Annotated in this window: 25 protein-coding genes and 1 other annotated feature; all 25 genes read right to left on the minus strand. The window is 43.0% G+C overall.

Translation table 11 applies throughout. The features are described from left to right. Positions 1-26: 26 nt before the first annotated feature. The 25 genes from rplW to cysE all read right to left on the minus strand — a co-directional run bounded on the left by rplW (position 27) and on the right by cysE (position 23915). Complete coding sequence (rplW, locus tag CN378_RS15715; protein ID WP_098353388.1) at positions 27-311, minus strand: 50S ribosomal protein L23; 285 nt, start codon at positions 309-311, stop codon at positions 27-29. Further along, positions 311-934 carry a 50S ribosomal protein L4 gene (gene rplD, locus CN378_RS15720; protein ID WP_098353390.1) on the minus strand — a complete coding sequence of 208 codons (624 nt, stop codon included), beginning with the start codon at positions 932-934 and terminating at the stop codon, positions 311-313. Before rplD ends, rplW begins: the two co-directional genes overlap by 1 nt. Positions 935-964: 30 nt before the next feature. Beyond that, the gene (rplC, locus tag CN378_RS15725) at positions 965-1594 is read right to left on the minus strand and encodes a 50S ribosomal protein L3 (protein WP_060674124.1); all 630 of its coding nucleotides are present in this window, start codon (positions 1592-1594) and stop codon (positions 965-967) included. A 35-nt stretch (positions 1595-1629) separates the two neighbouring features. Continuing rightward, on the minus strand, positions 1630-1938 hold the full coding sequence (gene rpsJ / locus CN378_RS15730) for a 30S ribosomal protein S10 (RefSeq protein ID WP_007085291.1): 309 nt from the start codon (positions 1936-1938) through the stop codon (positions 1630-1632). Between the two features lie 726 nt (positions 1939-2664). After that, positions 2665-3855 (minus strand): elongation factor Tu, encoded by a 1191-nt coding sequence (gene tuf, locus CN378_RS15735; protein WP_060674126.1) that lies wholly within the window; start codon positions 3853-3855, stop codon positions 2665-2667. A gap of 128 nt (positions 3856-3983) precedes the next feature. After that, positions 3984-6062, minus strand: coding sequence for an elongation factor G (gene fusA / locus CN378_RS15740; RefSeq protein WP_098353392.1), 2079 nt, complete (start codon positions 6060-6062; stop codon positions 3984-3986). A gap of 51 nt (positions 6063-6113) precedes the next feature. Next, positions 6114-6584 (minus strand): 30S ribosomal protein S7, encoded by a 471-nt coding sequence (gene rpsG, locus CN378_RS15745; protein WP_034765993.1) that lies wholly within the window; start codon positions 6582-6584, stop codon positions 6114-6116. A gap of 44 nt (positions 6585-6628) precedes the next feature. Beyond that, on the minus strand, positions 6629-7051 hold the full coding sequence (gene rpsL / locus CN378_RS15750) for a 30S ribosomal protein S12 (protein WP_034765995.1): 423 nt from the start codon (positions 7049-7051) through the stop codon (positions 6629-6631). A 99-nt stretch (positions 7052-7150) separates the two neighbouring features. Next, positions 7151-7399 (minus strand): 50S ribosomal protein L7ae-like protein, encoded by a 249-nt coding sequence (locus CN378_RS15755; protein ID WP_098353394.1) that lies wholly within the window; start codon positions 7397-7399, stop codon positions 7151-7153. Positions 7400-7559: 160 nt separating this feature from the next. Next, complete coding sequence (gene rpoC / locus CN378_RS15760; RefSeq protein WP_034765999.1) at positions 7560-11159, minus strand: DNA-directed RNA polymerase subunit beta'; 3600 nt, start codon at positions 11157-11159, stop codon at positions 7560-7562. Positions 11160-11210: 51 nt separating this feature from the next. After that, positions 11211-14768 (minus strand): DNA-directed RNA polymerase subunit beta, encoded by a 3558-nt coding sequence (rpoB, locus tag CN378_RS15765; RefSeq protein WP_098353396.1) that lies wholly within the window; start codon positions 14766-14768, stop codon positions 11211-11213. A gap of 232 nt (positions 14769-15000) precedes the next feature. After that, on the minus strand, positions 15001-15609 hold the full coding sequence (locus tag CN378_RS15770; RefSeq protein ID WP_098353433.1) for a class I SAM-dependent methyltransferase: 609 nt from the start codon (positions 15607-15609) through the stop codon (positions 15001-15003). Positions 15610-15732: 123 nt separating this feature from the next. Then, positions 15733-16092: a 50S ribosomal protein L7/L12 gene (rplL, locus tag CN378_RS15775; RefSeq protein ID WP_098353398.1), complete on the minus strand. Its 360-nt coding sequence runs from the start codon at positions 16090-16092 to the stop codon at positions 15733-15735. 59 nt (positions 16093-16151) lie between these two features. Next, on the minus strand, positions 16152-16652 hold the full coding sequence (gene rplJ, locus CN378_RS15780) for a 50S ribosomal protein L10 (protein ID WP_098353400.1): 501 nt from the start codon (positions 16650-16652) through the stop codon (positions 16152-16154). 42 nt (positions 16653-16694) lie between these two features. Continuing rightward, positions 16695-16839: a sequence feature (ribosomal protein L10 leader region), on the minus strand. Positions 16840-16890: 51 nt separating this feature from the next. Next, positions 16891-17592 carry a 50S ribosomal protein L1 gene (gene rplA / locus CN378_RS15785; protein WP_034766007.1) on the minus strand — a complete coding sequence of 234 codons (702 nt, stop codon included), beginning with the start codon at positions 17590-17592 and terminating at the stop codon, positions 16891-16893. A gap of 122 nt (positions 17593-17714) precedes the next feature. Then, the gene (gene rplK / locus CN378_RS15790; protein ID WP_032085258.1) at positions 17715-18140 is read right to left on the minus strand and encodes a 50S ribosomal protein L11; all 426 of its coding nucleotides are present in this window, start codon (positions 18138-18140) and stop codon (positions 17715-17717) included. A 177-nt stretch (positions 18141-18317) separates the two neighbouring features. Next, complete coding sequence (gene nusG / locus CN378_RS15795; protein ID WP_098353402.1) at positions 18318-18851, minus strand: transcription termination/antitermination protein NusG; 534 nt, start codon at positions 18849-18851, stop codon at positions 18318-18320. A 171-nt stretch (positions 18852-19022) separates the two neighbouring features. Further along, positions 19023-19202, minus strand: coding sequence for a preprotein translocase subunit SecE (secE, locus tag CN378_RS15800; RefSeq protein ID WP_044340513.1), 180 nt, complete (start codon positions 19200-19202; stop codon positions 19023-19025). Positions 19203-19247: 45 nt separating this feature from the next. Further along, complete coding sequence (gene rpmG, locus CN378_RS15805) at positions 19248-19394, minus strand: 50S ribosomal protein L33 (protein WP_082386443.1); 147 nt, start codon at positions 19392-19394, stop codon at positions 19248-19250. A 72-nt stretch (positions 19395-19466) separates the two neighbouring features. Then, positions 19467-20120: an RNA polymerase sporulation sigma factor SigH gene (sigH, locus tag CN378_RS15810; protein WP_224945488.1), complete on the minus strand. Its 654-nt coding sequence runs from the start codon at positions 20118-20120 to the stop codon at positions 19467-19469. 68 nt (positions 20121-20188) lie between these two features. Further along, a complete protein-coding gene (locus CN378_RS15815) occupies positions 20189-20698 on the minus strand; it encodes an NYN domain-containing protein (protein WP_098353406.1) in 510 nt (169 codons plus the stop codon). A 4-nt stretch (positions 20699-20702) separates the two neighbouring features. Next, positions 20703-21446, minus strand: coding sequence for a 23S rRNA (guanosine(2251)-2'-O)-methyltransferase RlmB (rlmB, locus tag CN378_RS15820; RefSeq protein WP_098353408.1), 744 nt, complete (start codon positions 21444-21446; stop codon positions 20703-20705). 2 nt (positions 21447-21448) lie between these two features. Next, positions 21449-21868 (minus strand): Mini-ribonuclease 3, encoded by a 420-nt coding sequence (locus CN378_RS15825; protein WP_098353409.1) that lies wholly within the window; start codon positions 21866-21868, stop codon positions 21449-21451. Further along, on the minus strand, positions 21868-23268 hold the full coding sequence (gene cysS, locus CN378_RS15830; RefSeq protein WP_098353411.1) for a cysteine--tRNA ligase: 1401 nt from the start codon (positions 23266-23268) through the stop codon (positions 21868-21870). The genes CN378_RS15825 and cysS overlap by 1 nt, the downstream gene beginning before the upstream one ends. Then, a complete protein-coding gene (cysE, locus tag CN378_RS15835; protein WP_098353413.1) occupies positions 23265-23915 on the minus strand; it encodes a serine O-acetyltransferase in 651 nt (216 codons plus the stop codon). Before cysE ends, cysS begins: the two co-directional genes overlap by 4 nt. Between the last annotated feature and the right edge of the window lie 33 nt (positions 23916-23948).

Genomic DNA, 23948 nt, shown 5'->3' on the forward strand with positions numbered 1-23948 from the left:
TCCCTCCTCTTCTTAATTAAAGAATTTTATACTTCAAAGAATTCGATTTCTTTACTGTCAGCAGTAAGTTTAACGATTGCTTTACGACGCTTGTTAGTGTAACCAGCGTGTTTACCCATACGTTTGAACTTACCTTTGTAGTTCATGATGTTGACTTTTTCTACTTTCACGTCAAAGATTTCTTGAACGGCGTCTTTTACTTGAGTCTTGTTGGCTCTAGTATCAACTTCGAAAGTGTATTTTTTCTCAGACATAAGATCAGTTGAAGCCTCTGTAATTACGGGGCGCTTAATGATTTCACGTACATCCATTATGCGAGCACCTCCTCTACTTTTTCAACAGCTGATTTAGTCATCACTAGTTTGTCATGTCCTAATACGTCCAGAACGCTAATTCCATCAGCAGGAACAACTGTTACACCAGGGATGTTACGAGCTGAAAGTGCTACGTTTTCGTCAAGACCGTCAGTGATTACTAATGTTTTAGAATCAACAGAAAGACCTTTAAGAACGTTAGCAAATTCCTTTGTTTTAGGAGCATCGAATGATAATGCTTCTAATACTAAGATGTTTTCTTCTACTACTTTAGAAGAAAGAGCAGATTTAATCGCTAAGCGACGAACTTTCTTAGGAAGTTTGTAGCTGTAGCTGCGTGGAACTGGTCCAAATACAGTACCACCACCGCGCCATTGTGGAGAACGGATTGACCCTTGACGAGCACGACCTGTTCCTTTTTGACGCCAAGGCTTACGCCCACCGCCACGTACTTCAGAACGATTTTTTACTTTATGATTACCTTGGCGTAAAGACGCTCTTTGCATCAATACTGCTTCAGTCATCACATGTGTGTTTGGTTCAATACCAAAAACAGTGTCATTAAGTTCGATATCACCAACTTTAGAACCGCTTTGGTTAAATAATGCTACTTTCGGCATTCTTGTTTCCTCCTTTCTTGAAAAGTTCTATTAGTTTGCTTTAATAGCTGACTTTACTTTGATCAGTTGTTTCTTAGGTCCAGGTACATTACCTTTTACTAGGATAAGGTTACGTTCAGCATCAACTTTTACAATTTCAAGGTTTTGAATTGTAATTTGCTCTCCGCCCATACGTCCAGGTAGTAATTTACCTTTGAATACACGGTTTGGATCAACAGGACCCATTGAACCGGGACGACGGTGGTAACGAGAACCATGGGACATAGGTCCGCGTGATTGGTTATGACGCTTGATTGCACCTTGGAAACCTTTACCTTTTGAAACTCCTGTTACATCTACGATTTCGCCTGCAGCGAAAATATCAACTTTGACTTCTTGACCAACTTCGTACTCTTCTACGTTTACACCGCGGATTTCACGGATGAAGCGCTTAGGAGCAGTTTCAGCTTTAGCAACGTGGCCTCTCTCTGGTTTGTTAGAAAGCTTTTCACGTTTGTCTTCAAAACCTACTTGGATAGCTTCGTAGCCATCAACGTCTGTAGATTTCTTTTGAAGTACCACGTTTTGAGCAGCCTCGATAACAGTTACAGGGATAAGATCACCGTTTTCAGCGAAAACTTGAGTCATACCAATCTTTCTTCCTAAGATTCCTTTGGTCATAAGTCACACCTCCTGATTATTATGGTTTTTATGAATTAAAGTTTGATTTCGATATCTACACCTGATGGTAAGTCTAAACGCATAAGCGCATCAACTGTTTGAGGTGTCGGATTTACAATGTCGATTAAGCGTTTATGAGTACGCATTTCGAATTGCTCACGAGAATCTTTGTATTTGTGCACAGCACGTAGGATTGTGTAAACAGACTTTTCAGTCGGTAGTGGGATCGGTCCAGAAACCGCCGCACCAGAACGTTTTGCTGTTTCAACAATTTTCTCAGCTGATTGATCAAGGATTCTGTGATCATAAGCCTTTAAACGGATACGAATCTTTTGTTTTGCCATTATTTTCCCTCCTTTATCGCCTATTTTTGAATAGACATTCTCCACAGAAATTTCCCACACACTCGCCATGGCAAAGCGGCCGTGTGTGTCAGCAACCTTCTGTTTCATCGCAGTCAAAGACCAACATTGTCTATTATAACTAAAACACCCAGAAGAAGCAAGGGTTTCTTGCAATTTCTTTATGTTTTGCACACTTTCTCTATTATACAAATGAAGGCTGTTATTTTCAAGCCGATCGGTTATTTTCACAATATTTAATATAACAACGTTAATGGATTAAATTGCTTAAATTCAAAGTGAACTATTAATCATTATTAAATAGCTCTTAATTATAATATTTCTTCTAGAGTGAGTGCTTGTTGATTTCCGCTCCGGGATGCTCGCTTTCCGCGGGGCGTGAGTTGAGCCTCCTCGGGCTTTGCCCTGTGGGGTCTCNNTCAACTTTCCCGCTATTCCCTCAGGAGTCGAGCATCCCTCCGCTCCAATCAACTTAGTATATCAGTTACTTATTCATGCAGGAAATATATCTAATGTGAAGTGTGAGCCATAAGCTAAATTATTTCAATTTCAAACTTTATACTGAAGGTTGATCAACATATATAAACAAGTACTATACTATATAGAAGAAACTCGACAGCACCATTATTCTATTTGATGAAATACGTAGCTATTTAAACACAAAAAAAACAGATGGACACGAGGTCCATCTGTTTTTGATATCAATGATTACTCAGTGATTGTAGCTACTACTCCAGCACCTACAGTACGTCCACCCTCACGGATAGAGAACTTAGTACCTTCTTCGATAGCGATTGGAGCGATAAGCTCAACAGTCATTTCGATGTTATCGCCAGGCATAACCATTTCTACACCTTCAGGAAGGTTACAGATACCAGTTACGTCAGTTGTACGGAAGTAGAACTGAGGGCGGTAGTTAGTGAAGAATGGAGTGTGACGTCCACCTTCTTCTTTAGAAAGAACATAAACTTCTGCTTTGAACTTTGTGTGTGGAGTGATTGTACCTGGCTTAGCAAGTACTTGTCCACGTTGGATATCTTCACGAGCTACACCACGAAGTAGTGCACCGATGTTGTCTCCAGCTTCAGCATAGTCAAGAAGCTTACGGAACATTTCTACACCTGTAACAGTTGTAGATTTAGGCTCTTCAGAAAGACCGATGATGTCGATAGTGTCTCCAACTTTAACTTGTCCACGCTCAACACGTCCTGTAGCAACTGTTCCACGACCTGTGATTGAGAATACGTCCTCAACAGGCATCATGAATGGCTTGTCAGTGTCACGCTCTGGAGTTGGGATGTAGCTATCTACAGCTTCCATAAGTTCGAAGATTTTCGCTTCCCACTCAGGATCTCCTTCAAGAGCTTTAAGAGCAGAACCTTTGATTACTGGTACGTCATCGCCAGGGAAATCGTACTCAGAAAGAAGGTCACGTACTTCCATTTCTACTAATTCAAGTAGTTCTTCGTCGTCTACCATGTCACATTTGTTCATGAATACAACTAGGTAAGGTACACCTACTTGACGAGAAAGAAGGATGTGCTCACGAGTTTGTGGCATTGGGCCGTCAGCAGCAGAAACTACTAGGATCCCACCATCCATTTGTGCAGCACCAGTGATCATGTTTTTAACATAGTCAGCATGTCCTGGGCAGTCAACGTGTGCATAGTGACGAGTATCAGTTTCGTACTCAACGTGTGCAGTAGAGATTGTGATTCCACGTTCTCTTTCTTCTGGAGCACCGTCGATTTGGTCATAAGCCATTGCAGTTCCACGACCATACTTCTTGTGAAGTGTAGTTGTGATTGCAGCTGTTAGAGTTGTTTTACCATGGTCAACGTGACCGATTGTACCGATATTCGCATGTTGCTTGGAACGATCAAATTTTTCCTTACCCATTTGAAAATCCTCCTTTAATTTTAAAGAAAATAAGTATATTTTGGGTGCCTCAGAGACGGTTAATAACCACCTCTGAAACAACAATTGCTTACATTAGTATTTATACTTTATAAAAGCGAATAAATCAATTATTCACCTTTATTTTTTTTGATGATTTCTTCAGAAATCGACTTAGGTACTTCTTCGTAGTGATCGAAGTGCATGGAGTATGTTCCACGTCCTTGTGTGTTAGAACGAAGAGATGTTGCATATCCAAACATTTCTGATAGAGGTACGAACGCTTTAACGACTTGAGCGTTACCGCGTGCTTCCATACCTTCTACACGTCCACGACGGGAAGTAACGTCACCCATGATATCTCCAAGGTATTCCTCAGGGATAACAACCTCAACTTTCATCATTGGCTCAAGGATAACTGGCTTACATTTAGAAGCAGCATTCTTAAGTGCCATTGATGCAGCGATTTTGAACGCCATCTCAGAGGAGTCGACGTCATGGTATGAACCATCGAATAATCTTGCTTTCACATCAACAAGTGGGAATCCAGCTAATACTCCGTTTTCAAGAGCATCTTGAAGACCGGCTTGTACTGCAGGGATGTATTCACGAGGAACAACCCCACCGACGATACCGTTTTCGAATTCGAATCCTTTACCTTCTTCGTTAGGCGCGAATTCGATCCAAACGTGTCCGAATTGTCCACGTCCACCTGATTGACGAGCGAACTTACCTTCAACTTTAGCCGTATCACGGAAAGTTTCACGGTAAGATACTTGAGGAGCACCTACGTTTGCTTCCACTTTGAATTCACGTTTCATACGGTCAACGATGATATCTAAGTGAAGCTCACCCATACCGGCGATGATAACTTGACCTGTTTCCTGGTCAGTATGCGCACGGAATGTTGGATCTTCCTCTTGTAGTTTTTGTAGAGCAGTTGTCATTTTATCTTGGTCAGCCTTAGACTTAGGCTCAACAGATAGAGAGATAACAGGCTCTGGGAATACCATGGATTCTAAGATAACAAGGTTCTTTTCATCACATAGTGTATCTCCAGTAGAAGTATCTTTCAGACCAACCGCTGCTGCGATATCCCCAGCATACACTTGGGAGATTTCTTCACGGGAGTTAGCGTGCATTTGCAGGATACGACCTACACGTTCACGTTTTCCTTTAGAAGAGTTTCTTACGTATGAACCTGACTCAAGAACACCAGAGTAAACACGGAAGAAAGTTAATTTACCAACATAAGGGTCAGTTGCAACTTTGAACGCTAAAGCAGAGAATGGAGCATCGTCTGAAGATGGACGAGTCACTTCTTCTTCTGTTTCAGGAACAAAACCTTTGATATCTTCAACATCTGTTGGTGCTGGAAGATAATCGATAACTGAGTCAATTAGTAATTGAACCCCTTTGTTTTTGAATGCAGATCCACAAACCACTGGGTAGAACTCAACAGTTAATGTAGCCGCACGGATAGCATCTTTGATTTCTTCGTTAGTAAGCTCTTCGCCTTCTAAGTACTTCATCATAAGCTCTTCATCAAGTTCAGATACTGCTTCAATTAGCTTTCCACGGTATTCTTCAGCTTGATCTTTATACTCATCAGGAATGTCACGAGCTTCTGCACGTGTTCCAAGGTCATCTTCATAGAAATATGCTTTCATTTCTACTAAGTCGATGATACCTTCGAAGTCATCCTCAGCACCGATTGGAAGCTGAATTGGATGTGCATTCGCTTGTAAACGCTCATGAAGAGTTTTTACAGAGTAAAGGAAGTCAGCACCGATTTTGTCCATTTTGTTAACGAACACAACACGAGGAACCCCGTAAGTTGTTGCTTGGCGCCAAACTGTTTCAGTTTGAGGCTCAACACCAGATTGAGCATCAAGAACTGCTACTGCACCATCAAGTACACGCAGGGAACGTTCAACTTCAACAGTGAAGTCTACGTGTCCTGGAGTATCAATGATGTTGATACGATGGCCTTTCCATTGAGCTGTTGTCGCAGCAGATGTGATAGTGATACCACGTTCCTGCTCTTGCTCCATCCAGTCCATTTGAGAAGCACCTTCGTGAGTTTCTCCAATTTTATGGATACGACCTGTATAAAATAGGATACGCTCAGTTGCAGTTGTTTTACCAGCATCGATGTGAGCCATGATACCGATATTACGAGTGTTTTCTAAGGAGAACTCTCTAGGCATGCGGTCTTTCTCCTTCCTTATAAAAGAATGATTTGTTTGTTTAAGATCAGATTACCAACGATAGTGAGCAAACGCTTTGTTCGCTTCAGCCATCTTGTGTGTATCTTCACGCTTCTTGACAGAAGCACCAGTGTTGTTAGCTGCATCAAGGATTTCGTTAGCTAAACGCTCTTCCATTGTCTTCTCACCGCGAAGACGAGAGTAGTTTACCAACCAACGAAGACCTAATGTAGTACGACGCTCTGGACGCACCTCTACAGGTACTTGATAGTTTGAACCACCTACACGACGAGCTTTTACTTCCAATACCGGCATGATATTTTTTAAAGCTGCATCGAATACTTCCATTGCATCTTTACCTGAACGCTCGCTAATGATATCAAACGCTGCGTATAATTTCTTCTGAGCTTTACCTCTTTTACCGTCAATCATGATTTTGTTGATTAAACGAGTAACTAATTTAGAATTGTACATTGGATCAGGTAAAACGTCTCTTTTTGCTACAGGACCTTTACGTGGCATGTGATTTCCTCCTTTCAACGAGAAATGAATTTATTGTTGTTTTATTATTTTTTAGCTGCTTTAGGGCGCTTAGTTCCGTATTTAGAACGTCCTTGCATACGGCCGTCAACTCCAGCTGTATCAAGCGCACCACGTACGATGTGATAACGTACCCCCGGTAAATCCTTTACACGTCCTCCACGGATAAGAACAACACTGTGCTCTTGAAGGTTGTGTCCGATACCAGGAATGTAAGCAGTAACCTCGATTCCATTTGTCAAACGAACACGGGCATATTTACGTAAAGCCGAGTTCGGTTTCTTTGGAGTCATAGTACCAACACGAGTACATACACCACGTTTTTGTGGAGAAGACAAGTTAGTGTGCACCTTCTTAAAGCTGTTATAACCTTTGTTAAGAGCTGGTGACTTTGATTTTGTTGATTTTGACTGACGAGGCTTGCGAACTAATTGGTTAATAGTTGGCATTTTGTTTTCCTCCCTTCTTATTTGGTAAGCCCACACATCCAGGTGGTTCTTTTTTGGGTAAAAGTAAAGTTTTTGTAGATCGTTTCTACAAAAACTATCTTACTGTATAATCGCAACAGCTGCTGCTCCAACATCTATTCCGCACGATTTACCAAGTTTCTTCATCGAATCCACTTTGTTAACCGGTACATTAAGATCTATCGCGGTCTGAACTACTTTCGCCGTAACCTTGGGATCAGCATCCTCCGCAATTACCACTTCCGTTACATGACCATTTTTTAGAGCTTTCACTGCTTGCTTTGTTCCTACAATAATTTCTTGAGCCTGCGCTACTTTTTCATAAGACATTTCATATCCTCCAAAGTAACAGGTTATTAATAGGAGCAACCTTGAATATATTATCATCTTAAAATCTCTGTGTCAACATAGATTTAAAAGATTTATAAAAGCTAACTCTTAAGACTGTCGTTTGAGCAATCAAACCCGCCTAAGAGTTAGCCTAAATAGATTACTCTACTGTTACTGTTTCTTCACTAGTATCTTCTGCTAAAACAGGTTCTGCCTTGCGGTAACGTTGCATACCTGTACCGGCAGGAACAAGTTTACCGATGATAACATTTTCTTTCAATCCTAATAACTCATCACGTTTTCCTTTAATTGCAGCGTCCGTTAACACACGAGTTGTTTCCTGGAATGATGCTGCGGATAAGAAGGAATCCGTTTCAAGTGAAGCTTTGGTGATCCCGAGCAGTACAGGACGTCCTGTCGCCGGAAGCTTGCCGCCGAATAATGCTTTCTCGTTCGCATCTCTGAATTGATGGATATCCATAAGGGTACCTGGAAGTACTTCGGATTCACCAGCATCGATGACACGGACCTTACGCAGCATTTGACGAACCATGACTTCAACGTGCTTGTCGCCGATTTCAACCCCTTGCATACGGTATACTTTTTGTACCTCGCGCAGCAAGTATTCTTGAACAGCAGACACATCACGGACTTTAAGAAGTTCTTTCGGATCGATCGAACCTTCAGTGATTTCCTGACCGCGTGCGACTTTATCGTTCACAGCGAACTTAAGGCGCGCTGTGTAAGGAGCTGTGTAACTTCTTGTTTCCACATCACCTTGTACGGTAATTTCGTACTGACGATCTTTTCCTTCACTGATGGATGTGATCACACCATCGATTTCAGAAATGACAGCTTGACCTTTCGGATTACGCGCTTCGAAGATCTCCTGGATACGCGGTAAACCTTGTGTGATATCGTCTCCTGCTACCCCACCGGTATGGAACGTACGCATCGTTAACTGAGTACCCGGTTCCCCGATGGATTGAGCAGCGATGATACCAACAGCTTCCCCGACTTCAACTTTTTGACCTGTTGCAAGGTTCGTTCCGTAACATTTTTCACAAACACCGTGTCTTGTGTTACATGTGAAGGCAGAACGGATTGAAACATGTTCAACACCAGCATCAATAATCGTCTTAGCCAAGTCTTCTGTGATCAGCTGATTTTCTGTAATGATGATTTCGTCTGTCTCAGGATGACGCAATGTTTTGCGTGAGTAACGGCCAAGTAGACGTTCTTCAAGAGGTTCGATGATTTCCGTACCTTCTTTAATGGAGCCTACAAGTAAGCCTCTGTCTGTTCCACAGTCTTCTTCACGAACGATTACGTCCTGGGCAACGTCAACTAGTCGACGTGTCAGGTAACCTGAGTCAGCTGTTTTCAGTGCTGTATCGGCAAGTCCTTTACGCGCACCATGTGTAGAGATGAAGTACTCAAGAACCGTCAGACCTTCACGGAAACTTGATTTGATCGGTAACTCGATGATACGACCAGCCGGGTTGGCCATCAGACCACGCATACCAGCAAGCTGAGTGAAGTTAGATGCGTTACCACGGGCACCTGAGTCACTCATCATGAAGATTGGATTGCGTTTATCCAGTGTCGCCATTAACTTACCTTGAATCGTATCTTTCGCTGCACTCCAGATGGAGATAACGCGATCGTATCTTTCATCTTCTGTAATCAGACCACGTTTAAATTGTTTTAATACGTTGTCTACCTTACTTTGAGCTTCGATCAAAATCTCTTCTTTTTCCGCTAATACAACGATATCTGCGATACCTACTGTAATACCAGCTTTAGTGGAATATTTGAATCCAAGGTCCTTCATCTTATCAAGCATACGAGATGTTTCCGTGATGGCGAACTTCTTGAATACTTCCGCAATGATATTCCCTAAGAAACCTTTTTTGAATGGGTTGATTAACTCACGGCTTTGGAATACTTCTTTCACGTCCGTTGACGGATCAACAAAGTAGTTCTCAGGAGTCGCAACTTCCAAGTTCGTTCTTGTTGGTTCGTTTATGAACGGGAATGTATCAGGTAAGATCTCGTTGAAGATTACTTTACCTACCGTTGTTAATAATAATTGTTTATTTTGCTTCTCGGTGAACGTTTTATTATTGATGGTGCTTGCATGGATCGCAATACGGGTATGCAAGTGTACATAACCATTTTGATATGCAAGGATGACTTCATTTGCATCATTGAAGATCATACCTTCACCAACAGCATTTTCACGTTCAAGTGTCAGGTAATAGTTACCTAATACCATATCCTGGGACGGTGTAACAACCGGTTTACCGTCTTTCGGATTTAGGATGTTTTGGGCAGCAAGCATGAGCATGCGCGCTTCAGCTTGTGCTTCAGAAGATAGAGGTACGTGAACCGCCATTTGGTCACCATCAAAATCCGCGTTGTATGCTGTACATACAAGTGGATGAAGACGGATCGCTCTACCTTCGACAAGAGTTGGTTCAAATGCTTGAATACCAAGTCTATGAAGAGTAGGTGCACGGTTAAGAAGAACTGGATGTTCTTTAATGACCCCTTCTAATACATCCCATACTTCCGGCTGAACGCGTTCAATCTTGCGCTTGGCACTCTTGATGTTGTGAGCCAACCCTTTTTCAACAAGCTCCTTCATCACAAATGGTTTGAATAACTCAAGAGCCATTTCTTTAGGAAGACCACATTGATACATCTTAAGGTTAGGTCCAACAACGATTACAGAACGACCGGAATAGTCAACACGTTTACCAAGAAGGTTCTGACGGAAACGACCCTGCTTCCCTTTAAGCATATGTGAAAGGGATTTTAATGGACGGTTACCCGGTCCTGTAACAGGACGGCCGCGACGACCATTATCAATTAAAGCGTCGACCGCTTCTTGAAGCATACGCTTCTCGTTCTGAACGATGATGCTTGGAGCACCAAGGTCCAATAAACGTTTAAGACGGTTATTACGGTTAATAACACGACGATATAAATCATTCAAGTCAGAAGTCGCAAAGCGTCCACCGTCAAGTTGAACCATCGGGCGAAGCTCTGGAGGAATGACAGGAAGCACGTCAAGAATCATCCAATCGGGATCATTTCCTGAGTTTCTGAAAGATTCCACTACTTCCAACCGTTTGATTGCACGGGTACGGCGTTGACCTTGAGCTGTTTTCAGTTCTTCCTTCAAGAAATCAGCTTCTTTATCCAGGTCAATGTCCTGAAGAAGCTTTTTAATCGCTTCAGCTCCCATTGCAGCTTGGAATTTCACTCCGTATTTCTCACGGTACGCACGGTATTCTTTTTCGGAAAGAAGTTGTTTTCTTTCAAGTGCCGTGTCACCTGGTTCTGTTACTACATAAGAAGCGAAGTAGATGACTTCTTCCAAAGCACGTGGGGACATGTCTAAAACAAGACCCATACGGCTAGGGATTCCTTTGAAGTACCAGATATGAGATACAGGTGCAGCAAGTTCGATGTGACCCATACGCTCACGACGAACTTTGGCCTTTGTTACTTCGACACCACAGCGGTCACAAACGACGCCTTTATAACGGACACGCTTGTATTTACCACAGTGACATTCCCAGTCCTTCGTAGGACCGAAGATACGTTCACAGAACAAACCATCTTTTTCTGGCTTCAACGTACGATAGTTGATCGTTTCGGGCTTTTTAACCTCCCCGAAAGACCACGAACGGATCTTATCGGGGGAAGCTAAACCAATTTTCATATACTCAAAATTATTTACATCTAGCAAGGGGCCTACCTCCCTTTTAATCTACAGGCTCTAACCCTAATTGCTCTAAATTTATTCTTTCGACCCTACTGTCTCGGATTCTTGTGCATTAGATTCAGAGATATTTAGCGTGTCTGCTTGTTGTACTTCTTCTTCATCCTCTAAGTCGCGCATTTCGATTTCTTCTTCGTTACTTGAGAGGATCTTAACATCCATACCTAAACTTTGAAGCTCTTTGATCAGAACTTTGAATGATTCCGGAACGCCAGGTTCAGGAACGTTTTCACCTTTGACGATGGCTTCGTATGTTTTCACACGCCCCACAACGTCATCGGATTTAACTGTTAGAATTTCTTGTAGTGTGTATGCAGCACCGTATGCTTCAAGTGCCCATACCTCCATCTCACCGAAACGCTGTCCACCGAATTGGGCTTTACCACCGAGTGGCTGTTGCGTAACAAGTGAGTAAGGTCCGGTTGAACGTGCGTGAAGTTTGTCATCAACCATGTGAGCCAGTTTGATCATATACATGATTCCAACTGATACACGGTTATCAAACGGTTCACCTGTCCGACCATCGTAAAGAACGGTTTTGGCATCGCGTGCCATACCTGCTTCTTCGATTGTTGCCCATACATCTTCCTCACGTGCTCCATCAAATACTGGTGAAGCGACATGAATACCGAGGTATCTTGCTGCCATTCCCAAGTGAAGCTCCAGCACCTGACCGATATTCATACGTGATGGTACCCCTAATGGGTTAAGCATGATATCAATCGGTGTGCCGTCTGGTAAGAACGGCATGTCTTCTTCAGGAAGGATTCTTGAGATAACACCTTTGTTACCGTGACGACCAGCCATTTTGTCACCTTCAGAGATCTTACGTTTCTGAACGATGTATACACGTACAAGCTGGTTCACACCTGGTGGTAATTCGTCGCCATCTTCACGGTTGAAGACTTTGACATCGAGGATGATTCCTCCTCCACCATGTGGTACGCGAAGGGATGTATCCCGTACTTCACGTGCCTTCTCACCGAAGATTGCATGTAATAGGCGCTCTTCAGCAGTCAGCTCCGTTACACCTTTAGGCGTTACTTTACCGACAAGTAAGTCGCCATCTTTCACTTCTGCACCGATGCGGATGATTCCACGCTCATCAAGATTGCGAAGTGCATCTTCACCAACGTTTGGAATATCACGAGTGATTTCTTCAGGTCCCAATTTCGTATCACGAGATTCAGACTCATATTCTTCAATATGAATGGAAGTATAGACATCGTCTTTTACAAGACGTTCACTCATGATGATCGCATCTTCATAGTTGTAACCGTCCCAAGTCATGAATCCAACCATTACGTTACGTCCTAAGGCAAGTTCTCCTTTTTCCATGGAAGGACCATCAGCAAGGATTTCTCCTTTTACTACACGGTCGCCTTCACTTACGATCGGACGCTGGTTGTAACATGTACCCTGGTTAGAACGGATGAATTTCTGCATACGATACTTATCGAGGTCACCTTTTACTTCTTGACCATCGATTTCTTTCACACGACGCACCCAAACTTGTTTCGCCTCAACCTTTTCTACAATACCTTCATACTTACAAATCACGGCCGCACCGGAGTCTTTCGCAGATACGTGTTCCATACCCGTTCCGACGATCGGTGATTCAGGATTCATCAAAGGCACTGCTTGACGTTGCATGTTCGCTCCCATTAGAGCACGGTTGGAGTCATCGTTCTCTAAGAATGGAATACACGCTGTCGCTGCTGATACTACTTGTTTAGGAGATACATCCATGTAGTCAAGACGTTCACGCTTGATGACCGTGTTCTCACCACGGAAACGAGCGATGACTTCTTCATCAAGGAACGCTCCGTCGTCTCCCAGACGTGCGTTTGCTTGAGCCACTACATAGTTATCTTCTTCGTCAGCTGTCAGGTAATCGATTCGATCGGTTACCATCCCTGTATCAGGGTCGACACGACGATACGGCGTTTCGATAAAGCCGAATTTATTCACTTTCGCAAAGGAGGAAAGTGAGTTGATCAGTCCGATGTTCGGACCCTCAGGCGTTTCAATCGGACACATACGACCGTAGTGGGAGTAATGTACGTCACGTACTTCGAAGCCGGCACGTTCACGTGTTAGTCCACCAGGCCCTAAAGCAGAAAGACGACGTTTGTGCGTTAATTCCGCAAGAGGATTCGTTTGATCCATGAATTGAGACAATTGAGAGCTTCCAAAGAACTCTTTAATTGATGCGATAACAGGACGGATGTTGATCAGTTGCTGAGGTGTGATCGTGTTCGTGTCCTGAATGGACATTCTTTCACGAACGACACGCTCCATACGAGATAAACCGATACGGAATTGGTTTTGCAGTAATTCACCAACCGAACGTAAACGACGGTTACCTAAATGGTCAATATCATCTGTCAATCCTACTCCATGTAATAAGTTAAAGAAGTAAGAAATAGAAGAGATGATATCTGCAGGTGTAATGTACTTAACCTCTTCTTCAACATACGCATTGCTGATTACGTTGATTTCGAATTCTCCCTCTTCGTTAGGAGAATAGATTTTGATAGATTGAAGAACAACGTCTTCTTCTAGTACGCCGCCGGACTGTTGGTAGTTTTTGAAACCAATGCCGTTTTCTAAATAAGGAATGACCTTATCAAGGGCGCGACGGTCAAGAACCGTGCCTTTCTCTGCCAGAATCTCACCCGTTTCCGGATCTGCTAGAGTTTCTGCTAGAGTCTGACCGAATAAACGGTTTTTGATGTGCAGCTTTTTGTTCATTTTGTAACGTCCAACGTTTGCTAAGTCATAACGCTTAGGATCAAAGAAACGAGAAACGAGTAAACTTTTAGCATTTTCTACTGTAGGAGGCTCTCCTGGACGCAGACGCTCATAAATCTCGAGCAATGCCTTGTCGATACCTTCCGTGTTGTCTTTCTCGAGCGTGTTACGAATGTACTCATTATCACCGATCAGATCGATGATTTCTTGATCAGAGCCAAACCCAAGGGCACGTAAAAGAACCGTTACCGGTAGTTTGCGAGTTCGATCAATTCGCACATATACAACATCTTTTGCATCTGTTTCATACTCAAGCCAAGCTCCGCGGTTTGGTATAACGGTAGCAGTAAACCCTTTCTTTCCGTTCTTATCTACTTTTCCACTAAAGTAAACGCTAGGCGAACGCACTAGCTGAGAAACGATAACGCGCTCAGCACCATTGATGACAAAGGTTCCTGTGTCTGTCATTAACGGGAAATCACCCATAAATACGTCTTGATCCTTTACTTCTCCTGTTTCCTTGTTCACAAGACGGACCTTTACTCTAAGCGGTGCAGAGTAAGTAACATCTCTTTCCTTTGATTCTTCCACCGAGTACTTTGGCTCTCCCAGACTATAATCAATAAATTCCAAAGAGAGATTACCAGTGAAGTCCTCAATCGGAGAAATGTCACGGAACATTTCTCTTAACCCCTCATCAAGAAACCATTGATACGAGGAAGTTTGAATTTCGATTAGATTCGGTAATTCTAAAACTTCACTGATACGCGCAAAACTTCTGCGTTGGCGGTGTCGTCCATACTGAACTAGTTGACCTGTCAACTGATTCACCCCTCAAATCAAGCGTTTTGGTTGTGTCTATATGCCTTTAAGTAGGGATACTACTCTACACAAGACAAAAAGAAAAAGGGTTTTAATGATAAAACCTCATTTTCAAATGACGAACTATTATTTTATAATCTTTTCCAATTTATCCAACATGTATACATATGGACATAATACCGGAAAATAATATTTTTGCATTTTATAATGTTATCATAGCAGTAAAGCTACGTCAACGGATTTCTTTTACCGATTTCAAGATGTAGTATCCCTTTTTCCTGGCAACGATTTCTACATTTGAAAATAATGCTTCCATTTTATCCATGGCAGACGGAGCGCCTTGCTTCTTCTGAATAACGACCCACAATTCCCCACGTTCCGCCAGATGTTCGTAACTGTTTTCAAGAATCGAATGGACCGTTTCTTTTCCAGCTCGTATCGGGGGGTTCGTTAATATGGCAGCAAACCCTTTTTCTACGACATTTGCATATCGGTCGCTTGGATAGATGCTCACATTCTGAACTTTATTCTCTCCAGCATTCTCTTTCGCTAAAGACAGAGCCCTTTCGTTTACATCGATCATATGGACCGTCCGATCACCAAAGTCTTTCGCCAAGGATAATCCAATCGGGCCATACCCGCAGCCGACATCAAGTATAGGTCCCTCAACATCCGGTAATTCAAACGTTTCAATCAGCGCTCTTGATCCAAAATCCACTTCCTTTTTCGAGAAGACACCCTGATCCGTCTTAAAACGGAAGGTATGTCCCCTTAATTCAAAGGCAATGGTTTGGGGGTTACTTTCTACATCCGGGTTATGAGAATAATAGTGATTGGTCATGATATCATCTCCGTCCATTTGTGCCTCTCATCTGTTTACCAGCATTCCCAAAAGAGAAGACAGGTAGAAGCCAGACAAGAAAAAAGCCCGCCAACGATAGCGAGCTTTTCATCTATACAATCATTACTTAACTTCTACGCCAGCTCCAACTTCTTCAAGTTTAGCTTTAAGTTCTTCAGCTTCCTCTTTAGAAATACCTTCTTTAAGAGCTTTAGGAGTGTTATCAACCATTTCTTTCGCTTCTTTAAGGCCAAGACCTGTGATTTCACGAACAACTTTGATAACTTTGATTTTTTGAGATCCAGCGCTCTCAAGGATAACGTCGAATTCAGTTTGTTCTGCAGCAGCGTCTCCGCCACCAGCAGCAGCAGCTACAGGTGCAGCAGCAGTTACTCCGAATTCTTCTTCGATTGCTTTAACTAGATCATTTAATTCAAGAACTGACATTTCTTTAATCGCGTCAATGATTTGCTCTTTACTCATTTTAAATTTCCTCCTTGTGATGTTTGCTTAATTTTTTTATTTAAACGACTTGCTTTAGCTTACGCGCCTTGCTCTTCTTTTTGATCTGCAACGGCTTTTGTCGCCAACGCGAAGTTGCGCATTGGAGCTTGAAGCACGCTGAGTAGCATAGAAAGAAGTCCTTCGCGGTTCGGAAGTTCAGCGATTGCTTTAACATCCTCAACTGAAGTGATCGTTCCTTCGATGACACCCGTTTTGATTTCAAGTGCTTCGTGTTCTTTAGCGAAGCTGTTAAGGATCTTTGCAGGTGCAACTACTTCTTCTGTACTGAACGCGATTGCGTTAGGACCAGTTAAGAATTCGTTTAACCCTTCAAGACCAGCTTCTTCTGCTGCACGACGTACCATAGTGTTTTTGTACACTTTGAAGTCGATGCCAGCTTCACGAAGTTGTTTACGAAGCTCAGTTACTTCGGAAACGTCTAGGCCACGGTAATCTACAACGATTGTAGATACACTGTTTTTTAGCTTGTCAGAGATTTCTCCAACGATGTGTTTCTTTTGATCTAGAATGCTGCTCATCATTACACCTCCTGTAGATTGACTGATGAACATTTATACCGTCATCCAATAAAAAATGCCCTTATATCAAGGTAGACATAAGGGCATCGCAAACGCGCTATAAGCGGTTATTTTATCGCAATTACCTCGGCAGGACATTAAGCTCATGACGAGCACCTACTGTCTACGGTACAAATGTATTCGTTTTTTAACAACAGAACCAATTATAATCACTAGTTCCTAGTAAGTCAATACCAAATTATGCCTTAACTGCGAAAGTTGAAGGATCGACTTTAACGCCAGGTCCCATTGTAGAAGTTACAGAAACGTTTTTCATGTAAGTTCCTTTTGCAGCAGCAGGTTTAACTTTAAGCATTGTTTCGTACATTGTAGCAAAGTTTTCAACAAGCTTTTCGTTGTCGAATGAAATCTTTCCAACAGGAACGTGTACGTTACCTGATTTGTCAGCACGGTATTCAACTTTACCAGCTTTGATTTCATTAACAGCTTTTGTCACGTCGAATGTAACTGTACCAGTTTTAGGGTTTGGCATTAAACCTTTAGGTCCTAATACGCGACCAAGTTTACCAACTTCACCCATCATGTCTGGAGTTGCTACGATGACATCAAACTCGAACCAACCTTGGTTGATCTTGTTGATAAGTTCTGCATCGCCTACGAAATCAGCGCCGGCAGCTTCTGCTTCTTTTGCTTTATCGCCTTTAGCGAATACAAGAACCTTTTGAGTTTTACCAGTTCCGTGTGGAAGTACAACTGCTCCACGGATTTGCTGGTCATTCTTACGAGTATCTACACCTAAGCGGAACGCTACTTCGATCGTTGCGTCAAACTTAGCGAAGTTTGTTTTCTTAACAAGTTCGATTGCTTCTTCAACTGAATAAGCTGTAGTACGATCTACAAGCTTTTGAGCTTCAAGAAACTTTTTACCTTTTTTTGCCATTTTAAATTTCCTCCTATATGTGGTTTTAGCGGAATAACCTCCCACGAAATAAGGTTGCGAGTGAAACGTACATTTCATCATCGCAACCTCGTTCAACAGGAACCTTCTTGCCGAAGCAGGGATTAGTCTTCGATGACGATACCCATGCTGCGCGCAGTTCCTTCTACCATGCGCATAGCTGATTCAACACTAGCTGCATTTAAGTCAGGCATTTTTGTTTCAGCAATTTCACGTACTTTGTCGCGTTTAAGTGTTGCCACTTTCTTGCTGTTTGGTTCGCCTGAACCAGACTCGATACCTGCAGCTTTCTTAAGAAGAACAGCAGCGGGTGGAGTTTTTGTGATGAATGTAAATGAACGGTCTTCAAATACCGTAATTTCAACAGGAATGATTAAGCCAGCTTGATCTGCTGTGCGAGCATTGAATTCCTTACAGAATCCCATGATGTTAACACCTGCTTGACCTAGTGCAGGACCAACTGGTGGAGCTGGATTAGCTTTACCGGCAGGAATCTGCAATTTAACCATTTTGATAACTTTTTTAGCCACGAGACACACCTCCTTAAGTCCGTGATGTGGTTATTGGGTTTTTCACCCTCCCACTCAAATGTAAAAAATGTCTTTATCAACATAAAGAACGTCTATTAGTTTCAGTATCTCTTTGCGGAGACGCACTGACTTATGAAATAGTACCATTTTTTCAGAATGATTTCAAGTTCTTTTCCATTATAATTTATCGATTTGGGAGAAATCCAGTTCTACCGGGGTGTCTCTGCCAAACATATTAACATGGACTTTCACTTTTGCTTTCGCATTATCAATCTCTTCGATCGAACCGGTGAAGTTTGCAAATGGTCCTTCGTTCACTTTTACCGTTTCTCCTAATTCAAAGTCGATTTCCACCTTTTTCTCCGTCATACCCATTTGCTTCAGAAGATTCGTTACTTCTTCGGGCAATAAAGGAGTCGGCTTTGAACCGGAACCTGATGAACCGACGAAACCGGTCACTCCTGGTGTATTCCGGACTACATACCAGGAATCATCCGTCATGACGATTTCCACAATCACGTAGCCTGGGAATACTTTCTTCTTAACAACCTTTTTCTTACCGTTCTTAAAATCTGTTTCTTCTTCTTCAGGAACGATCACGCGGAAGATCTTGTCTTGCATCCCCATCGTCTCAACACGTTTCTCAAGGTTTGCTTTCACCTTGTTCTCGTATCCTGAATAAGTATGGACTACATACCAATTCTTCTCCATTTTATAGGACTAAACGTCCGTCCCTCCTCGCTGTTTAAAGAATACTCAATCGCCTTTTTTCTCCAAATGAAAAAACCCGTAAAAAGATAACGGGCTCTAAGGTCATGTACTCTATTATCATTCATTATACCATGCTTTCACGGTATATATACAACTAATTCTATGTTTCTCTTACTTAGAACCAATGATCAATCGCATAAGTTCTGAGATGCCCAGGTCAATTACAGCAAAGAAAAGGGCAACAAATACCACTGTCGTAATAACGGTGATCGTGTAGCGGGTTAACTCTTTACGTTTAGGCCAGCTGACCTTTCTCATTTCTGATGCAACATTGCGAAAGAATTTAAACATCCGTTTGTAACCTCCAACTAATATCAATACGCAAAACTTGCTACCCTATTTCGTCTCTTTATGCAGGGTGTGAGCATTACATGTATTACAGAATTTCTTTAATTCTAATCGAACAGCCTGATTACGATTACCGGGCACAGTATAATTCCTGGACCCGCATACCGTACAAGCCAGTATTAATTTAGTAGTCATATATTCCACCCATACTATACATAGTAAGTCCTATCAAAAATAACATGACCACCAATTTGTGTCAATATGACTTTACATCGTTATTTCACGAACTTCCAAGTATCGCTCAAGCTTGCGTTTCACCCGCTGCAATGCATTGTCGATGGACTTCACATGGCGGTTCAGCTCTTCGGATATCTCCTGGTAGGACTGCCCGTCCAAATAAAGGGCAAGCACCTTTCTCTCGAGATCACTTAACAGCTGGGCCATCTTGTCTTCCATATTATCAAATTCTTCGCGATTGATGATCAGAGCTTCCGGATCCATTACTTTCGCACCTGAAATGACATCCAATAGCGTTCGGTCAGACTCATCATCATAAATGGGTTTATCCAATGAAACATACGAATTCAGTGGTATATGCTTCTGTCTCGTGGCTGTCTTGATGGCGGTGATGATCTGTCTCGTGATACAAAGCTCTGCAAACGCTTTAAAAGAAGTCAGCTTGTCCTCTTTATAATCACGGATGGCTTTGTATAAACCGATCATACCTTCCTGGACGATATCTTCTTTATCCGCTCCGATTAAAAAATACGAGCGGGCTTTTGCCCTGACAAAGTTACGGTATTTCTTGATTAAAAAATCTAACGCTTCGCTGTGACCCTGATGGACGGCTTCTATGATCTCTTCATCATCCATGCCTTCTAATCGATTATCAAATGCTTCTGTCCTGGTGATATTGCTCACACACATCCCCCCGCGCAAAACAATAGATAGAAATATTATACATTACAGAAAATTCAATCGTCAACCTATCATTGTTCCCCGCGGCGCCATTTTTCGAAAATTTCAGCAACTTCATCCGATAATTGGATCTTGGAAGCCGGCCTTTTCTCACTGGAGTTCCGTACTTTCCGCTCGATCTTTTTTTCAATGACTTTCACTTCCGTCAAGAGCTCCCTCGCTGATTTGCGAAGGGCTCCCTGACCGAAGATCGCCCACTGCTCGGTGAAATCCGAAGTGGCTACATGAATTTGTGTCTTGATATTACTCAATTCAATGGCCAATTTTTCTATCCGTTCATCAGCCGTCTCATTTTCTCTCGTAAAGAGCACTTCTACTTTATAATTTTTGTACTTGCGGGCGATCCCCTGGACGTAATAAGCATCAAATACGACAATGACACGGTAACCCGTATACCCTTGATATTCTGCCATCTGTTCGACCAGAAGATCTCTTGCTGCGGCTAAGTCTTTCTGCTTCAACTCATTCAATTCCGGCCAGGCACCGATTATGTTGTAGCCATCCACAAGGAGGATATCCATCTTCCTATTCTCCCAATGGGTGGCGTTTACGATAAACCTCATACATTAAAATGCTGGCTGCCACCGATGCGTTTAGTGATGTAACATGACCGACCATAGGCAGCTGAACCAGGAAATCACATTTATCCCTCAAAATGCGGCTCATCCCTTTTCCTTCACTTCCGATAATTAAGCCGATAGGCAGTGTACCATCCAACTGACGGAAATCCTGCTTACCCTTAGCATCCGTTCCTGCGACCCATACACCCCGTTCTTTCAACTCATCTACCGCTCTGGACAGATTGGTCACACGTGCGACGGGGATGTGCTCAATGGCACCGGTCGACGCTTTCGCCACTGTTGACGTAAGTCCCACTGCCCTCCTCTTCGGGATAATGATTCCATGGGCACCTGACGCATCCGCTGTCCTCATGATCGACCCAAGGTTATGCGGATCCTCTAATTCATCCAGGATCAGAATAAAAGGGTCTTCCCCTTTTTGCCTGGCTCTATCGAACAAGTCATCGATTTCTGCGTACTGATAAGCAGCTACAGAAGCCACGACTCCCTGATGATTTTCAGGTACCATCTGTTCGATCTTCTTCTTGGGAACGTATTGAACCATCACATTCGATTCCTTGGCAAGTCCGACAATTTGCTGGATGGATCCTTTCTGGGAACCTTCCGCAATCCAAATCTTATTGATATCCCTTCCCGACTTCAACGCTTCCATTACGGGATTTCTTCCTCCGATAAAATCTTTACTCATCCCTATTCCTCCTTTCCTGCCTGGGCTTGTTCAAAAATGATCTTCAATAGTTCCTCTAATCGTTCCGTCCGATTAAGCAAAAACAAATATCCAATAAGGGCCTCAAAAGCAGTGCTGTGTTTATATGTCTGTACATCTGTGTTTTTAGGGGTCGTTCCTGACTTCGCGTTGCGTCCCCGCTTCACAATCGTGATTTCTTCTTCGGTTAATAAGTCCTGATCAAACAACGTCCGGAGAATCGCCGCCTGGGCTTTAGCGGATACATACTTCGTTGCGGCCCTGTGCAGCTGGTTCGGCTTGATCTTCCCCTTGGTTAAGAGGAGCTGCCGTACATATGTTTCATATACAGCATCCCCCATATAAGCAAGAGCAAGGGCATTGATTTGTTTAGCGTCAATATGTTCATTTGTCTCGTGCAGCATTACGATCCCCTTTTCCAGCGGGTGCCTTGAGGAGTATCTTCCAGGATGATATCCATATCTTTCAACGCGTCACGGATTTCATCCGCTAATTGGAAGTTCCGATCCTTCCGGGCTTGAATGCGCTTTTCAATCATCTCTTCCACTTCTTCGTCCAAGAGTTCCGCTTCCTGAAGAGTCAGTCCAAGAACAGAGAAGAAATCTTCGAAATGCTGTAAGAAGCTATCAATGACCTCTGTGGACGTATTCTTCTCCATCAGGTAGTAATTCGCCTGCCGGGATAGTTCGAAAAGAACGGAAATTCCATTCGCGGTATTAAAATCATCATCCATGTCCGTAATGAATTGAGCTTTCAACGCGGCGATTTTGTCCAGCCATTCCTGGTTGTTCTCCGTTAGGTTTGTACTCGATTCCTTACGGTGCTTCAAGTTTTCATAAGCTGTCTTGATACGGTCTAAAGCAGTCTCTGCATTTTGAAGGAGCTCCAGATTGTAATTGATCGGATGACGATAATGAACCGATAGCATGAAGAAGCGAAGCACCTGGGGATCCTGTTCTTTAATGATGTCGTGAACCAATACGAAATTCCCCAGTGATTTTGACATCTTCTCATTATCGATATTGATGTATCCGTTGTGCATCCAATACTTGGCGAATGTCTTACCGGTAAGGGCCTCTGATTGGGCAATCTCATTCTCATGATGAGGGAAAGTCAGATCCTGTCCGCCTGCGTGGATATCGATGGTATCCCCCAAGTAGCGCTTTGCCATGGCGGAGCATTCAATATGCCAGCCGGGACGTCCTTCGCCCCATGGACTTTCCCAGGAGATTTCACCTTTCTTAGCCGCTTTCCATAAAACGAAATCAAGAGCATCCTCTTTTTTGTCCCCTACATCGATGCGGGCTCCCGCTTTCAGTTCATCAATCGGTTGATGAGAAAGCTTCCCATAACCGTCAAACTTCCTTGTGCGATAATATACGTCACCCTGGGATTCATACGCATATCCTTTGTCTACAAGGGCACTGATAAATTCCACAATGGTGTCGATATTATCCGTTACAGTCGGATGAACATCGGCTTTCTTGCATCCGAGGGCTCCCGTATCTTCAAAATAAGCATCGATGAAGCGCTTGGCAATCGTCGGGACATCTTCACCCAGTTCTTTTGCCGCTCTTATTAATTTATCGTCCACATCCGTGAAGTTAGAAACGAATTGAACATCGAATCCCCTATATTCCAAATAACGTCTCACTGTGTCGAACACGATGGCAGGACGGGCATTCCCTATATGAATATAGTTATAAACCGTCGGACCGCACACATACATTTTGACCTTACCCTCTTCCAGGGGTTTAAATTCCTCTTTTTGCCTTGTCAGTGTGTTATATAAACGAATCGTCACGATGATCGACTCCTTCCCTCATATTCCCTTAATAGTGATTTCAATTCATTCACTTCTTGTTCAAGCTGTTTCAAACGATCGTTCATCGGATCCGGAAGATCGCAGTGATTCAGATCCTTCCGTATTTTCACTCCGTCCTGAATGACGACTTTCCCTGGGATCCCGACTACGGTTGAATTGGGTGGGACATCCTTCAGCACAACGGACCCCGCCCCTACTTTAGAATTTTCCCCAACTACGATCGATCCTAATACTTTGGCACCCGTCGCGATCAACGCATTATCACGGACCGTCGGATGGCGCTTGCCTTTCTCTTTCCCGGTCCCGCCGAGAGTGACCCCTTGAAAGAGGGTGACATTATCTCCGATTTCACACGTTTCCCCAATGACGACACCCATGCCATGATCGATGAAAAAACGACGGCCGATCTTAGCGCCGGGATGAATTTCCACTCCGGTAAAAAAGCGGCTTACCTGTGAAATGACCCGTGCGATAAAAAAGAATTTCCGTTTGAAAAATGCATGAGCAATGCGATGGGCCCAAATGGCATGAAGACCCGAATACGTAAGGATTACCTCGAGATAATTCCTCGCAGCCGGATCCTGATCAAACACGACCTCTATATCTTCCTTAAACGACTTAAACATTCGGATCCATCCCCCTTCCTCTTTTAAAATATA

The organism is Bacillus sp. AFS015802 (assembly GCF_002561455.1).
Taxonomy (GTDB): Bacteria; Bacillota; Bacilli; order Bacillales; family Bacillaceae_B; genus Rossellomorea.

What these genes read in the sequence shown, in the direction of transcription:
- cysE (WP_098353413.1), bottom strand. Translation starts at nt 23,915, where the DNA reads ATGTTTAAGTCGTTTAAGGAAGATATAGAGGTCGTGTTTGATCAGGAT.
- CN378_RS15755 (WP_098353394.1), bottom strand. Translation starts at nt 7,399, where the DNA reads ATGTCTTATGAAAAAGTAGCGCAGGCTCAAGAAATTATTGTAGGAACA.
- rplC (WP_060674124.1), bottom strand. Translation starts at nt 1,594, where the DNA reads ATGACCAAAGGAATCTTAGGAAGAAAGATTGGTATGACTCAAGTTTTC.
- rplJ (WP_098353400.1), bottom strand. Translation starts at nt 16,652, where the DNA reads ATGAGCAGCATTCTAGATCAAAAGAAACACATCGTTGGAGAAATCTCT.
- rpsL (WP_034765995.1), bottom strand. Translation starts at nt 7,051, where the DNA reads ATGCCAACTATTAACCAATTAGTTCGCAAGCCTCGTCAGTCAAAATCA.
- rplL (WP_098353398.1), bottom strand. Translation starts at nt 16,092, where the DNA reads ATGAGTAAAGAGCAAATCATTGACGCGATTAAAGAAATGTCAGTTCTT.
- rlmB (WP_098353408.1), bottom strand. Translation starts at nt 21,446, where the DNA reads ATGAGTAAAGATTTTATCGGAGGAAGAAATCCCGTAATGGAAGCGTTG.
- CN378_RS15770 (WP_098353433.1), bottom strand. Translation starts at nt 15,609, where the DNA reads ATGACCAATCACTATTATTCTCATAACCCGGATGTAGAAAGTAACCCC.
- nusG (WP_098353402.1), bottom strand. Translation starts at nt 18,851, where the DNA reads ATGGAGAAGAATTGGTATGTAGTCCATACTTATTCAGGATACGAGAAC.
- rpsG (WP_034765993.1), bottom strand. Translation starts at nt 6,584, where the DNA reads ATGCCACGTAAAGGTCCTGTAGCAAAAAGAGACGTTTTACCTGATCCA.
- rpsJ (WP_007085291.1), bottom strand. Translation starts at nt 1,938, where the DNA reads ATGGCAAAACAAAAGATTCGTATCCGTTTAAAGGCTTATGATCACAGA.
- secE (WP_044340513.1), bottom strand. Translation starts at nt 19,202, where the DNA reads ATGTTTAAATTCTTTCGCAATGTTGCATCAGAAATGAGAAAGGTCAGC.
- CN378_RS15825 (WP_098353409.1), bottom strand. Translation starts at nt 21,868, where the DNA reads ATGCTGCACGAGACAAATGAACATATTGACGCTAAACAAATCAATGCC.
- rplD (WP_098353390.1), bottom strand. Translation starts at nt 934, where the DNA reads ATGCCGAAAGTAGCATTATTTAACCAAAGCGGTTCTAAAGTTGGTGAT.
- CN378_RS15815 (WP_098353406.1), bottom strand. Translation starts at nt 20,698, where the DNA reads ATGGATATCCTCCTTGTGGATGGCTACAACATAATCGGTGCCTGGCCG.
- rplW (WP_098353388.1), bottom strand. Translation starts at nt 311, where the DNA reads ATGGATGTACGTGAAATCATTAAGCGCCCCGTAATTACAGAGGCTTCA.
- rpmG (WP_082386443.1), bottom strand. Translation starts at nt 19,394, where the DNA reads ATGACTACTAAATTAATACTGGCTTGTACGGTATGCGGGTCCAGGAAT.
- fusA (WP_098353392.1), bottom strand. Translation starts at nt 6,062, where the DNA reads ATGCCTAGAGAGTTCTCCTTAGAAAACACTCGTAATATCGGTATCATG.
- rplA (WP_034766007.1), bottom strand. Translation starts at nt 17,592, where the DNA reads ATGGCAAAAAAAGGTAAAAAGTTTCTTGAAGCTCAAAAGCTTGTAGAT.
- tuf (WP_060674126.1), bottom strand. Translation starts at nt 3,855, where the DNA reads ATGGGTAAGGAAAAATTTGATCGTTCCAAGCAACATGCGAATATCGGT.